The organism is Bacillaceae bacterium S4-13-56 (genome assembly GCA_040191315.1).
GTDB lineage: Bacteria > Bacillota > Bacilli > Bacillales > JAWJLM01 > JAWJLM01.
The window spans coordinates 12,929-27,805 of the sequence record JAWJLM010000042.1 but is presented as its reverse complement, the minus strand read 5'-3'; the positions used below and the strand labels follow the sequence as shown (position 1 = coordinate 27,805).

General features: G+C 37.5%; 13 protein-coding genes. All 13 read right to left on the bottom strand.

The genetic code is table 11. The annotated features are described in order from the left end of the window. Nucleotides 1-436 precede the first annotated feature (436 nt). Nucleotides 437-748 carry a sporulation protein YabP gene (gene yabP / locus RZN25_11965; protein MEQ6377533.1) on the bottom strand — a complete coding sequence of 104 codons (312 nt, stop codon included), beginning with the start codon at nucleotides 746-748 and terminating at the stop codon, nucleotides 437-439. A 228-nt stretch (nucleotides 749-976) separates the two neighbouring features. Further along, nucleotides 977-1,234 carry an RNA-binding S4 domain-containing protein gene (locus RZN25_11960; protein MEQ6377532.1) on the bottom strand — a complete coding sequence of 86 codons (258 nt, stop codon included), beginning with the start codon at nucleotides 1,232-1,234 and terminating at the stop codon, nucleotides 977-979. A 29-nt stretch (nucleotides 1,235-1,263) separates the two neighbouring features. After that, a complete protein-coding gene (mazG, locus tag RZN25_11955; protein MEQ6377531.1) occupies nucleotides 1,264-2,715 on the bottom strand; it encodes a nucleoside triphosphate pyrophosphohydrolase in 1,452 nt (483 codons plus the stop codon). Then, nucleotides 2,712-4,268 (bottom strand): polysaccharide biosynthesis protein, encoded by a 1,557-nt coding sequence (locus tag RZN25_11950; protein ID MEQ6377530.1) that lies wholly within the window; start codon nucleotides 4,266-4,268, stop codon nucleotides 2,712-2,714. Before RZN25_11950 ends, mazG begins: the two co-directional genes overlap by 4 nt. Nucleotides 4,269-4,674: 406 nt before the next feature. Then, nucleotides 4,675-5,211, bottom strand: a complete 537-nt coding sequence (gene spoVT / locus RZN25_11945) for a stage V sporulation protein T (GenBank protein MEQ6377529.1) — start codon at nucleotides 5,209-5,211, stop codon at nucleotides 4,675-4,677. Between the two features lie 241 nt (nucleotides 5,212-5,452). Further along, the gene (mfd, locus tag RZN25_11940; protein ID MEQ6377528.1) at nucleotides 5,453-8,995 is read right to left on the bottom strand and encodes a transcription-repair coupling factor; all 3,543 of its coding nucleotides are present in this window, start codon (nucleotides 8,993-8,995) and stop codon (nucleotides 5,453-5,455) included. Nucleotides 8,996-9,239: 244 nt separating this feature from the next. Beyond that, complete coding sequence (locus tag RZN25_11935; GenBank protein MEQ6377527.1) at nucleotides 9,240-9,470, bottom strand: anti-sigma-F factor Fin family protein; 231 nt, start codon at nucleotides 9,468-9,470, stop codon at nucleotides 9,240-9,242. Between the two features lie 73 nt (nucleotides 9,471-9,543). Beyond that, nucleotides 9,544-10,101: an aminoacyl-tRNA hydrolase gene (pth, locus tag RZN25_11930; protein MEQ6377526.1), complete on the bottom strand. Its 558-nt coding sequence runs from the start codon at nucleotides 10,099-10,101 to the stop codon at nucleotides 9,544-9,546. Nucleotides 10,102-10,201: 100 nt separating this feature from the next. Then, on the bottom strand, nucleotides 10,202-10,852 hold the full coding sequence (locus RZN25_11925; GenBank protein MEQ6377525.1) for a 50S ribosomal protein L25/general stress protein Ctc: 651 nt from the start codon (nucleotides 10,850-10,852) through the stop codon (nucleotides 10,202-10,204). Between the two features lie 146 nt (nucleotides 10,853-10,998). Continuing rightward, nucleotides 10,999-11,952, bottom strand: coding sequence for a ribose-phosphate diphosphokinase (locus RZN25_11920; GenBank protein MEQ6377524.1), 954 nt, complete (start codon nucleotides 11,950-11,952; stop codon nucleotides 10,999-11,001). A 14-nt stretch (nucleotides 11,953-11,966) separates the two neighbouring features. After that, the gene (gene glmU, locus RZN25_11915; protein MEQ6377523.1) at nucleotides 11,967-13,346 is read right to left on the bottom strand and encodes a bifunctional UDP-N-acetylglucosamine diphosphorylase/glucosamine-1-phosphate N-acetyltransferase GlmU; all 1,380 of its coding nucleotides are present in this window, start codon (nucleotides 13,344-13,346) and stop codon (nucleotides 11,967-11,969) included. 204 nt (nucleotides 13,347-13,550) lie between these two features. Further along, nucleotides 13,551-13,844 (bottom strand): septation regulator SpoVG, encoded by a 294-nt coding sequence (gene spoVG / locus RZN25_11910; protein MEQ6377522.1) that lies wholly within the window; start codon nucleotides 13,842-13,844, stop codon nucleotides 13,551-13,553. 162 nt (nucleotides 13,845-14,006) lie between these two features. After that, nucleotides 14,007-14,822 (bottom strand): pur operon repressor, encoded by an 816-nt coding sequence (gene purR, locus RZN25_11905; GenBank protein MEQ6377521.1) that lies wholly within the window; start codon nucleotides 14,820-14,822, stop codon nucleotides 14,007-14,009. Between the last annotated feature and the right edge of the window lie 55 nt (nucleotides 14,823-14,877).

The following is a 14,877-nucleotide window of genomic DNA, read 5'->3' as shown; positions in this document are numbered from 1 at the left end:
AAAACTAGATATAGAAGTGCCAATAGGGAGGAAATAAGCCACAGGAATAGGGCTTTAATCCATTTATAACATGTCCTTACCGGTTGAATGATAAAGAAATGAATGAATTTTTGACATAACTGAATACATTTTTGTACAAAATGGATCACTTTATGAAAGATAAATAGGTACTTCTCTTTCAGTAATGCCTGATAAGCTGCAAAGCCACACAACAGGGCAAGAAAAATATATAGACGCAATTCTCCATAATTTACAATAAAGAGGAGATAAAATAGGATCATTCCCTGAAGAATCCAGAATAATATTTCATAAATTATCGTGAGCAGGTGGCGCCCTTTTATTAGTTTTTCAAATTCTCGATAAGAATCCAATGCCATCCCAATATAGACGCCACCTGCGATCATCATCAACATCGTAAGAAATTGGGTGTCTAAACTCATTTAAAAAGCTTGCTAAACAATCCTTTAGCTTTCTCCCCATGTTCATCATCCAAGTAGTTAATCTCATCAATTCTTCCTTTAATAGAGACCACTCCTTGTGTAACATCTAAATTTTTCATCTGTAGATTTTCACCTCGAATAACGATATATCCCATAACAGTTTGAAGAAGGAATTCCTCGTTATCGAAGCTATCCACATCCTTTACTCCGGTAATTTCAAGATGTCTTCTCTGCGTCATTTTTACCGTGTGTTCCACATTCGTCACATTGCTACTACGCGTTCCTAATTCATTTTCATATCGATTCATTCTTTATACCCTCCTTGTCCTTACCACATACTATGCACTCTAGGACAAGACTAGAACACGAAAACAAGAAATAGTGTAAGCGACCTTTGAAACAAGAAATTCACTTGTTTTCTGCTAAATAGCTCTATGTAGCTTTCCTTCCTGCGTTTACTCGGGGCAAAAACTTAGAAGATTACTCGATGAAGGTTTTTTGCTAAAGCTAAACAGTGAAAAGAAAAAGAAGAAGCTCTATTGAACTTCTTCTTCCTTAAGTACTTTATATAAATCTTGCGCTTCCTCTTTCCTCACCGCTTCTTTTACTTGTAGTACTTCTATTGTTACAAACTTTTGCCCGAAACGGATAACCAATTGATCCCCCACAACAACATCCGTTGACGCTTTAGCTACGCTGCCATTTACCTGAATTCTTCCTTGATCCGCTACTTCTTTTGCAAGCGTTCTTCGTTTAATAAGTCGTGATACTTTTAAAAATTTATCGAGCCTCATCGTCCCTTTTCACTTCTTTCTTTTTAAACTTATTCCTGCATTTTTGCTTTTTCCCAATAACCATCTAACTCCTCCAAAGAGAGGTCTGAAATGGACTTGTTATCGCTCTTAATTGCGTTTTCCATAAAGGAAAAACGAGAGATGAACTTATGGTTAGTTCTCTGTAACGCGATTTCCGGATTGATTTTATAGTATCTTGCGAGATTCACAATTGCAAATAGTATATCCCCAAGCTCTAGTTCTTGAGAGGACTCAGACTCATGTACCAAACTACTCTTCCATTCGTTTATCTCTTCTTCAACCTTATCCCACATTGGTTCTGCATGCTCCCAATCAAACCCTACCTTCGCTGCTTTTTTTTGAATTTCTATGGCACGAAATAAGGCAGGAAAACTCTCTGAAATCCCATCAAGAATGGATGATTCTTTTTTTTCACCCTTTTCCTCTGCCTTAATATCTTCCCATTTTCCAAGTACCTCATCTGCATCCTGTACAGTTTCATCACCAAATACATGTGGGTGTCTTCTGATCATTTTCTCCGTAATCGATCGAATTACATCTTCTATTTGAAAATAGCCTTCGTCCTGCCCAATTTGACTGTGAAGCATAACCTGTAGCAAAACATCACCTAACTCCTCAATCATGCCATCATCATCTTCTTGGTCCACCGCTTGAATAAATTCATAGGCCTCTTCAATTAAATAGGGCCGCAAAGACTCGTGGGTTTGTTTTTTATCCCAAGGGCATCCATTAGGTCCTCTTAAAGTGGCAATGACCTCTTTTAATGTCTCGAAACGATGATGTAAAAGTTCTTCTGGAACAGGAGCAACATAAAGACTTGTTAGGTTATTTAGTGTTACTGTTCGATCCAGCTCATACAGCGGAATCGTTTTGATAGTTTCCTGAGTGGATCCAGCAGCTGTAATAACCGTGACAGGATAATCTTCTGGGAGATCTTCCATAAGTTCAAGTTTTATTTCAGAGGCAATCATTTGATCGTAAACCTGACAGAACACAAGATGATGCCTGTAGTTTATGTCCCTTCTTTGAAAACTTGTCCCATCCACAAATTGAAAGCCTTCTATTGGATCTATTTTTAATGAGGTGAAAAGGGCATCCAGGTAACTTTGACCACCCTCGATATGGACAGCAATTCCTTTTGAGTTATGTAAAAGCAGTTGTGTGGTTTGCTCGGCTAACATTGGATGTCCAGGAACAGCATAGATGATCTCCTGTTCACTCGCCTTTTCCAATAAAAATGAAGCGATTTGCTCATATACCTCTTGAAATTGATCATTTTGTTCATAAATTGAATCAAAGGAATAGAATTCCAATCCTTCTTTTTTCAAGTCTTCGATTACAGGATGGTCATGGGTGCGAGTATAAATAACATGCTTAGATGAAGTTAACTTGCGGTATATTCCGACAGGCAGCTGTTCGATATCTCCCGCTCCCAACCCAACAACATGGATGGCATTCATTTATTTTTTCCTCCTTTAAGTCCTCTAGGCAGATGATTTAATTCTTCGTTTGTAAAGCAATGAAGTCTAACCAACATCATATAGTAAAGAGCTCCTCCAAACAAAGTAAGAGTGATGGCCACTAGGGTAGCCTGACCACGGCTGATTACATCAGGTAATGTCCATTGAATGAAAAGCAAAAAAGAGACCATAGTGAGTAGTGCAACGCCGATACCAAAGACAGGAAACTTTCTTTTAGGTCTCCCCAACTCTTTGAAAATTAGGATGCTGTGCCCTACAAAAAGTAAAAAGGATACGATAACAGTAGCTAAAGATGCCCCCATAATTCCAATGAGCGGAATAAAGATCATGTTTAATATAATCTTGAAAGGTATACTTCCCAACACAAGAAAGGCCGACCCTCTCATTTTTCCAATCCCATATAATACGGAAGACATGGTTAACGTCAATGTTTGAAATAGTATAACAAGACCCATAATTTGCAATGCATTCGTTCCATCGGTTGTCTCAAAAAGCATTTGGTTTACGTAAGGCATAATAAAGATAAGGCCCCCACTAGCTCCCGCTCCAAAAATGAAACCTAGCTTTAGAGTACTGGAAAATTGATTCGCAAGTTTTTCTTTTTCCTTATGACGAAAGTGGGCCGAAACTGTAGGAACTAAGGCTAGACCAATAGATGATCCAACTACCGTTCCCACTTGAAGCAAAGGATAAGAACGATCATATATCCCTTTCCAAATTCTCGCCTCCTCAAGATTGAACCCATATACCTTTAGTGAAGGAAGTACAGTAAAAGCATCAACAAATTGAAATAGAAGGAGGACCATATGATTTAGACTACTATAGATACCATAAATTAAAATAATCTTTACTAGTAAAAACAATGAAGTTTTAGTTTTTCTAAAAAGAAATGCTTTTCCCTTCATCTTTTTCCTTACCGCTATCAACAAAAAGATGATGGCAGCTGCTCCTCCAAAAAACGACCCAAGTGCTGCCCCCGCTCCAACTACATAAAGTTCCATTCCTCTTTTCATTAAGACATAGGTGACTATTATTATAAAACTGACTCGAACAAACTGTTCAATTAGCTGAGAATAGGCGGTAGGCTTCATATCACCCATCCCTTGAAAATAACCTCTTACTATGGATGTGAAAGGGAGTAAAAGAATCGAAAAAGATCCTACTCTTATTGGTAAGGACAGATTAGAATCTCCCATCCACTGAGCGATTACATCTGATTCGAAATATACGAACGCAAATAAAGGTATCGATAAAAACGATAAAACAAGAAAGATTGGAAATAAGTCATTCCCTCCCTTTTTTTCTTCTGTAGAGAGGGTTATATATCTAGAAATTGCTACTGGAAAACCATATAAAGCAAGCATCGATATGATACCTATCATGGGATAGACCTGTTGATAGATATAAAAACCAACATCTCCCGTAATATTTTGCAATGGAACTCGATAGCCGACACTTAAGACCTTACTTATAAGACCTGCTATAGCTAATATAACCGCCCCGTGAAATAATTTCCTTGAATCATCAGCCATGCATTAAACCTTCTTTATATTAAGCAAATTAAAATTCTGTTTTATCTTATCATAAGAAAAGCGCAAGCGCCCTTGATCATCGACGTAAGGCGGTGGACCTCATCGAGCGAGATAAAGGAAACACGGTTCACGAAGTGAATCGATGTTGACTTATCGATGGAGAGGAGGGAACCGACTCTAGTCGATAGAGCGCTGGAGCTAGACAAATTTTATACTTTCTTATCTGTTAAGAAAAGCGTAAGCGCCCTTCGAAACAAGAAAAGCACTTGTTTCTGTGAAGTAGCTCTATGTAGCTTTCCTTACTCGGGGCAAAAACTTTGAAGATTACTTGATGATGCTTTTTCGCTGGAGCTAGACATATTTTATAAATAGAAAAGGGAGCCTAACACGGCACCCTTTTCTTTCGTTATTCCATTTGTTTCGCTAAAAAGCTTGCTGCCGTCTCAACAGCCTTCTTTTCAACATTACTAAGTGATTTTCCCTCTTTAGAAATTAATGCTACACATCCAATCGGATCTCCATTAGCGATGATAGGACCCACAATGATGGAAGAAATCGCTTCTTCATTGCCTTCAACGATTTCGATGTTGGATTCTTCACTATCGACTGAAATCATTCGATTTTCCATCGCCTTTTCAATTTTAGGACCTATATTTTTATTTAAGTAATCTTTTTTTGATGTACCAGCTACTGCGATGAATTCATCGCGGTCACTAATTAAAACAGGGTAACCAAGAGAATCAAACAATGCTTCTGCATATTCTTTTGCAAAATCTCCCAATTCACTAATCGGAGAGTATTTCTTTAATATGACTTCTCCTTCACGATCAACAAAGATTTCTAGAGGGTCTCCTTCACGTATACGAAGGGTTCTTCTAATTTCTTTAGGGATAACCACTCGACCTAAATCATCAATTCTTCGTACGATACCTGTTGCTTTCATATTAAAGCCTCACTTTCGTTTGATGATCATACAATGATGAATCTGTCAAACATTCCTACATAAACAGATATCACCAGCAGATGCGTTTAGTATCTAACTCAGTCACATGAAATATGCAAAAAAGGGAGAGATTTCTTTTTTACATCCATGTTCTGGTTGAGTTAGAATATTTTATTACAATAATAATTTTGTTCATATTTCCATGTTTTTATTCATAAAAATACAAGTAACCTAACCGCATCTACTGGGCAAGATCCCTCTTCACCTCGCTTAATTTTTCTATAAAATCACAAGCTTGTTCATATCTTTGGGGAAAGCTTTCTTTGTCCCATTTGAACTCCACTTTTAACAGGTTTCCATCCGTGCCAAGCTGTACCTTTCTGCCATATGTGCTGGCTAATGCAAATAATTTAGAACCATCAATCTCTTGACTCCCTTTTTCATCCATAAGCAACTCTATTTTCTTCTGGTTTTCGGAAATGGATTGAATCCTTTCTTTTTTAGCCTTCATTTTTAATTTTGCAATGGTTAAAAGGTTCTCAACTTCCTCTGGATAATCACCAAAACGATCCATTAATTCATCTCGAATATCCTGAATATCTTGTTCGTCTTCTATGGCACGAATCCTTTTGTACATATCTATTTTTTGTCGTTCATCCTGAATATAGGTATCAGGAATATAGGCATCCACATCTAATGTAAGCTCAACATCCACAGCCTTGACTTCTTGTGGTAATTTACCTTCTTTCCTTGCTTCAATAGCCTCAGATAGCATTTGAGAATACATATCAAATCCAACGGAATCAATGAAACCATGTTGTTGTGCACCTAACAAATTCCCTGCACCACGAATGGATAAATCTCTCATGGCAATTTTGAAACCAGAACCCAACTCGGTAAACTCTTTGATTGCTTCCAACCTTTTTTCTGCAACTTCTGTAAGCACCTTATCTTTTTGGTAAGTAAAGTAAGCAAAAGCTACTCGATTAGACCTTCCTACTCGACCCCTCAATTGGTAAAGTTGACTTAATCCCATCTTGTCTGCATCATAGACAATGAGAGTATTCACATTAGGAATATCTACCCCTGTTTCAATAATCGTTGTGCTTACAAGAACGTCAAATTCACCTTCTAAAAAAGAAACCATGACATTTTCTAATTCATTCTCATTCATTTGTCCATGAGCATACTGTACTCTGGCCTCTTCAACTAAAGAGGAAATTTCTTGGGACATTCTATCAATATTTTCCACCCGATTATATAAGAAAAAGACTTGGCCGCCTCTTGATAACTCTCTTTCGATGGCTTCTCGAATTAACATATGATTATATTCCATAACGTAGGTTTGTATCGGAAAGCGATTCTCAGGTGGTGTTTCAATAACCGATAAATCTCTTACTCCTAGCATGGACATGTGAAGAGTTCTTGGGATTGGTGTAGCCGTTAGTGTTAATACGTCTACATTTGTCTTTAACTGCTTGATTTTCTCTTTATGTTTCACACCAAACCGCTGCTCTTCATCCACAATAAGCAAACCTAAATCCCGAAAAACAACGTCCTTTGACAGGAGTCGGTGAGTTCCCACAACTATATCAACAAGGCCTTTTTTCAGTAGATCCGTGGTTTCTTTCTGCCGCTTTTTAGTTTGAAAGCGACTAAGAACACCTATATTGACCGCGAAGTTTTGAAATCTTTCTCTTATGGTTTGATAATGTTGCTGCGCCAAAATGGTTGTAGGGACCAATATGGCAACTTGTTTGCCATCCGCAACTGCTTTAAACGCAGCTCGAATAGCAACCTCAGTTTTTCCATACCCAACATCTCCACAAAGCAAACGATCCATTGGACGGATTCTTTCCATATCCCTCTTTATTTCTTCGATACAACGGATTTGATCCTCTGTTTCTTGATAAGGGAATGAGGCCTCAAATTCCCTTTGCATTTCTGTATCCTTCGAAAAGGCATATCCTCTCGAAGCCTCACGTTCAGCATAAAGCTTGATTAAATCATCAGCTATATCTTCTACAGAGGATTGTACTTTGCGTTTTACCTTTTTCCATTCAGACCCACCCAGCTTGTACAGCTTTGGTTCCTTGCCTTCTGAACCAACGTACTTTTGTACTAGATCGATTTGGTCAATAGGAACATATAATTTGTCATTTCCAGAGTATTTAATAAGCATATAATCCTTATGATTACCTTTGATTTCAAGAGTTTCAATGCCTACATAACGACCTATTCCATGATCTGTATGGACAACATAATCTCCAACTTTCAGCTCTTGGTAGCTTTTAATTCTTTCTGCATTTGAAATTTTCTTTTTTCTAACTTTGCGTTGAGATTGTTTTTTGAAAAGCTCTTGCTCCGTAATCACAGCAAGTTTATGCATAGGAAGCTCATATCCACTTTCCAATCGTCCAATTTGAATAGTTGGAGTTTTTAATGGGAAAGTAGGTTCGCCGTTGGTGATATGAACCTTCATCCCATAATCCTCTAGTACAGATTGTATTTTCTCCGCCCGCTCCTCATTTGGAGCCAAAAACAAAACAGAGAAGCCCCCTTTTTCCCAACGTTTCATTTCATTTTGTAAAACATTCATCTGTCCATGAAACTGTTGCATCGCTCGACAAGAGACATTTACTATATTTTGTGGCTGGGTATTTGCTATATGGCGTAGAAAAACAGACATGTAAACTCGCTGGCGGTTCATTTTCCCCCAGGTCTCTAACCAATCATAGGATATGTTGATATCTCTCACTATTTGTCCCGCTTCTAAAAGACTTCCATGCCATTCTGCTTCCTCTTTATCTAACTGTTGAGCCGTTTCCTGTATACGGTTTGTCTCATCAAAAACAATAACTCCATTTTTGGGTAAATAATCTAGTAAACTGCTAGGATTTTCATAGAATAAAGAAATATACTTGTGCATTTCCTGAAAACGTTCCGCTTGCCCCAAACGATCTAAATCGTATTCTATATTTTCTGTCAGTCGTTCCTTTTGTTCTTTGTTCTGGGTCTTTTTTAATGTATGGGCCAATGCGTCTTCTAAACGATCCTTAGCTCTTGTGTAATCTTCCTCTGTTAACAATAATTCTGTAGCAGGACCTATAATGATTTCCTTTTCTTGCTGTAAGGAGCGTTGGGATTCTGGATTAAAATGTCGAATGGAATCTACTTCATCATCAAAGAATTCAATACGAACAGGATGCTCATTTGTAATAGAATAGATATCTAAAATTCCCCCGCGCAATGCAAATTCTCCCGGAGTATTAACCATATCAACCCGGTGATAACCCATTTCAATTAACAACTTTAACTGTTCATCTAAATTGACAATTTGCCCTACTTGAAAGATTAGCCTATGTGTATTCCAATACTCTTTCGGTGGTAAAAAGCGTTTTAGTGCGGCTATTGGCGCTATTAGAATCCCGGATTCCCGCTGTGTCCAGTCCATTAATGTTGCAATTCGTTCACTTTTTAATTCAGGTGAAGCAACTGCGATCTCTGAAGAGATAAGTTCATTTACTGGATAAAGGAATACGGGCGGACGCTCTTTTTCCTTGCTCATTTCTACTAAATCATCATATATTTTTTGTGCATGCATAAGTTGATGTGTTATTAATAAAATGGGTCGATTTGTTGCCTCTTCTAGTACTTTTATAAAGGTATTTCTTGCTGAACCAGAAAGCCCAGATACTAATTGTTCTTGTAAACCAGATTCAATTCCAGAAAAAACAGAAGTAAGATCCCTTTGTTGCTTCATGAATTTTTTTAATGACTCCATTGTAGCTCCCCCTATATTGCAACCTAAAAAGAACACCTTGGTTTTTTTGAAAACTTGGCATTCGTTAAAGGGATTCTTGAAAGCGAATCTTGCTTTCTTAGAAGCCCTATACTCTTGAGTGGAAACCCTTGCCTTAGCTGTCCTTATACAGATAGGAAAGTTTATACTTTCCTATCTGCCAAGTGAAAAATGCTTTGGTTTACAACCAAAGCCTATTTTTTCTATTTTAAGTTAGTTGATTCACTTATTGAATAAAAGTATCAAGCTCATGAAAATCAGGATTACGATCAAGTGCCTCCTGACAATTCTCACAGATTACTTGTATATGGACATCTCCATTATCCTTATATTGGATCATAGTTTTTCTTTCTTCATGAGATAGTGAATTTATACCCAGTGTTGAGGTATCTACTACTTCCTCGTCCATTGATCCTAATTGTTGATTACAATGTCTACATTGATAGATAATAGCCATGCTTCTCCTCCTAAAATTAATCATTATCCAAAGTTTTTCCTTCCTTGGAGGAGAATATACTTTAACCTTATGTTTAATTATAATCATTCATAACTTCAATAAAAGGTTTTTGAGCCCAAGACTCACAGGCATCAGCTGCATTCTTAATGCTATGTAGAATCTCATCCACTTCTTCCTTGAAAAATTGACCTAATACATGGTCAGTTACAGGCATAGGAGGTGTAGGTCTACCTATCCCAATTCGAATACGATTAAACTCTTTTGTACCTAAGTGATCAATGGTTGATCGAATGCCATTATGACCTCCGTGACCACCTTTTTGTCTCAAGCGAATTTTTCCGGGAGGTAAATCTAAATCATCATAGATGATCGTAATATCTTGCGGCTCTATTTGATAAAAATCCATCATAGGTCTAATGGATTCACCAGACAAATTCATGTAGGTCTGAGGTTTTAATAAGAGAATTTTTTCCCCATGCAGATTTTCCACAGTATAATCCCCATTGAATTTATGTTTATCTAACGCCCATCCATTCCTTCTAAGTAATTCATCAATTACTAGAAAACCAATGTTATGCCGCGTACTTTCATATTTTCTTCCAGGATTACCCAAACCAACAATACACTTCATTCTTAACTTCCTTTCAACCAATCATTTGCTTTTTCTATTTTACATGACTTTTACCAAATGTAAAAATAGGGAGCACTGAAGTTCAGCGCTCCCTATTTCTTTAAGAGGAGGATTCCTCTTCCCCCTTTTCATCTTCAGGGGTTTCTTCTGAGTCTTCTGGTTGCTCTTCCTGCTGTTCACCAGATTCCACAACCTCTTCGACTTGTGGAGGTAATATTGTAACAATAGTATTATCATCAGCATCGACGATCTCATAATTTTTAGAACCTTTTAGATCCCCAACCATGATACTATCTCCAACTTCAAGTTGATCAATATCAACTGTAATTTGTTCGGGGATATCATTAGGTTTTGCCCGAATGTTTAAATGGTGAAGTGGTTGTTGCAAGATTCCGCCATCTTTTACTCCTTGTGCTTCTCCATTCAAATGGATAGCAACTTCTACATCTCTTTCTTCATCTAAATTAACTGCATAAAAATCCGCATGTAAAACCTCATTCTTTATAGGGTCTGCTTGGTAATCCTGCAGCATTACATCTACTTTTTGGCCGTTTTCAATGGTTAAAGATATTATTGCATTTCTACCTTCATCTCTAAGTGTTTTAAGTAAATCAATGCTACTCACTTGTACTGCTTGAGGTTTTTGACTATAACCATATACAATAGCTGGAATGTCTCCTTCTGATCTCAGTTCCTTTGTATAGGATTTGCTAAAATTTTCACGTTTACTAGCCTTTAATGTGGCTCCCATTTTTCATCACCCCTTCTTCTTAATGTACCTCTAGTAGTTAAATTTTCCCTAATTGGACAGTCCTTAAACATGTATTAAAAAGAAATATAGGAAAATGAAAAAACGACAGATCAATTAAGCTGTCGTTTCAAGTTTTTTTATATTTTTTAGTCAAAGAGGATACTAATGGACTGCCGTTCATGTACACGAATAATTGCTTCACTAATGAGAGGTGCAACTGAAAGAACTGTGATTTTATCACTCTGCTTTTCCTCTGGCAATGGAATCGTGTTCGTAATCACTAGTTCTTTAATTTTGGAATTATTGATCCGTTCTATGGCAGGTCCCGATAGCACTGGATGTGTGCAAGCCGCATAAACCTCAGTAGCCCCGTTTTCCACTAAGGCATTAGCTGCAAGAGTAATAGTACCAGCTGTATCAATGATATCATCAATAATAATAGCTGTTTTTCCTTCGATATTTCCTACAATGTTCATCACTTCTGCTACATTTGGTTTAGGACGACGTTTATCAATAATAGCAATTGGTGCTTTTAATCGATCCGCCATTTTTCTAGCTCTAGTTACTCCACCATGGTCAGGAGAGACAATAACGATTTCCTCCATATTCTTTCCTTGAAAATAATCCGATAAAATAGGTACTCCTAACAAATGGTCATTAGGAATATCAAAGAACCCTTGAATTTGTGGAGCATGAAGATCTAACATAATGACTCGAGTAGCTCCTGCTGTTTCAATTAAATTAGCTACAAGCTTAGATGTAATTGGCTCTCGCGCTCTAGCTTTTCTATCCTGTCGAGCATAGCCATAATAAGGGATAACAATGTTAATCGATTTTGCAGATGCTCTCTTCAAAGCATCGATCATAATTAAAAGTTCCATAATATGCTGATTTACTGGAGCACTAGTAGATTGAACTACATAAACATCACAACCACGAATACTTTCCTCAATATTAATTTGGATTTCTCCGTCACTGAAATGAGAAACAGAACATTTTCCCAATTCTACACCTATGCGCTCTGCAATTTCTTTAGCTAGAGATGGATTTGAATTCAAAGAAAATACTTTTAAGGATTGATCTTCATACCGATGAGACATGTTGGAAACCTCCATTAATCTTTTTTCTTTTGCTGAATCTTAGCTGCATAACCTTCTTTATTTGTTTGACGCGCTCTAGCAATAGATAAAGCCTCTGCTGGTACATTTTTATTAATTGTCGACCCAGCTGCAACAAAGGCACCTTTTCCAATAATCACTGGTGCTACTAAATTTGCATTACACCCAATAAATGCATGGTCCTCTACCACTGTCTTATATTTATTTTTTCCATCATAATTAACCGTAATAGAACCACAACCTAAGTTAACTGATTCTCCTATTTCAGCATCACCAATATAGCTTAAATGGGAGGCTTTAGAGCCCTTACCAAATGCTGTTTTTTTCATTTCAACAAAATTTCCAATTCTAGCTTGGTCTTCAATGGAAGTTTCTAGTCTAATATGGGCAAACGGCCCTATCTGTACCCGCTCCCCAATTTGACTATCATGAGCAACACTTTGCTTAATCACTGTTCCATTTCCTATTTGACAATCACGAATTTCAGAGTGAGGTCCGATCTCTACATCTTCCCCAATCACCGTATTTCCTTTTATTATAGTACCTGGATGGACGATCGTATCACGGCCTATTTGCACATCACTATCGATATAAGTATTTTCTGGATCTAGAATGGTAACTCCATTTTTCATATGTTTACGATTAATCCGTCGGCGCATGATTCGTTCTGCTTCTGATAAGGCAACTCGATCATTCACTCCTATGGTTTCTTCAAAATGAGGGGTTTGATAGGCACTAATAATTTCGTTTTGTCTTCTTAATATTCCCATAACATCAGGTAAATAGTATTCACCTTGAGCATTATCATTAGATACCTTCTCTAAGGCAGAGAACAGAGCTTCATTATCAAAACAATAGGTTCCAGTATTAATTTCTTGAATGCTTTGTTCCTGTTCTGAGGCGTCTTTTTGTTCGACAATCCGCTCAACAAGTCCGTTTTCATCTCTAATAATTCTTCCGTAGCCTGTCGGATCCTCAACACAAGCGGTTAATACTGTCGCCTTAGCTTTTGACTCCTCGTGATGCTGCAACAAGGAATTTAAAGTTTCTGCTGTAAGAAGTGGTGTATCCCCACAAATAACGATAGTTGTTCCTTGTTTATCCTTGATTAAAGGTGCAGCCATTTGAACAGCGTGACCTGTTCCTAGCTGTTGTTCTTGAATGACAAATTGACTTTTGCCTCCAAGTTGTTCTTTTACCTTTTCAGCCCCAAAGCCCACTACTGTTACAATTTCAGTAAACTGAGATAATCTTAATTGGTCAACTACATGCTCCACCATTGGCTTCCCACAAACAGGATGGAGCACTTTATATAGTTTTGATTTCATTCTAGTGCCTTGTCCAGCAGCCAAAACCACCGCAAATCGATTGATCATAAGTTCCCTCCGTCCATTTAGTCCATTACGAATATATCTTAAAATACAATTCTTTTCAACATTAAGAAACTTGTAAAATATACATAAGGTGAGTTTAAGAGGGAAGATGATAGTTGATGAGGGAAAACAAAAAACGACTACCAAAAAACAAATAAAAGAAGCCTAACCTCATTAGATTAGACTCCTGCTGTTGTTCGGTGAATCCTACGAAGCACCTGCTTCTTCGTAAGTTACCTCTTCTACCTCGCCTGCACGGTGATATTCCTCTAGAACTGCATCTTGAATTTTGGCACGAGTGGTTGAATTAATTGGGTGCGCAATATCCCTAAATTCCCCGTCAGGAGTCCTTTTACTTGGCATTGCTACAAATAACCCGTTGTTTCCGTCAATCACACGGATATCATGAACCACAAATTCCTGATCCAATGTAATAGATGCAATCGCTCTCATTCTTCCTTCGGTACTTACGCGGCGTAATCTTACGTCAGTCACTTCCATCATGTTTCACCACCTTTTTCCTATAGAACTTATTACCATCTATTCAACAATTAACGAACAAAATCCTTCTATTCTTGCAAGTTTTTCTAACTTTTTTTAAAAATATCCGTATTATTCCCATTTTTCGAACATTTTAATCCTGTTTTTTATCTATAAAATTATTTATTTGTCAAAATAGTTTCCTTTTTGCATTTCAATGCTACGGTTCTTTTCATCTACTTTTTTCACTTTCAGAATAGACGTGTACTCATCGACTACACGATCTTCATCTTCATCTTCAGCTTCAACAAGTACTCCAATACCCGCAACTGTTGCGTTAAATTCGTTTAATAAACTTTTCATACCATTAATAGTTCCGCCAGCCTTCATAAAGTCATCGACTATGAAAACATTGGCACCTTCTTTTAAACTTCTTTTTGGAAGTACCATTGTTTGAATCTTTCGGGAGGACCCAGAAACATAGTTAATGCTCACTGTTGAGCCTTCTGTAACTTTAGGGTCTCTTCGTACAATTACCACCGGAACATTCAAAAAACCCGCAACTCCATAAGCTAATGGTATCCCTTTCGTAGCGACGGTCATTACATAGTCAACAGGCTTACCTTCCATTTGAGAAGCAAAAAGTCTTCCAATCTTTTTGACTACATCTGGCTTACCTAATAAATCACTCATGAATAAATATCCACCTGGGAGGAGCCGCTCCTGTTCCTCTAATCTTTGACACAACCACTCCGCGAATTCATTACTATCTGTTTGCTGAACCTTTGGTATGTATTTCACACCACCTCTTGCACCAGATATGGTTTCTAAATATCCGATTCCCATTTCCTGAAACTTTTCGTCGATAATAGCTAAATCCTCACTTATCGAGGATTTTGCCGAGTGAAACTTTTCCGAGAAATAAGGTAAAGAAACAAGACTATGGGGCCTGTCTAATAAATAGTGCGTCATAGCAATTAATCGTCCACTTCTTTTCATGGCCACACCTCAAAATCCGAATAATTTTACTATAATATATCACTTTTGTACGGAA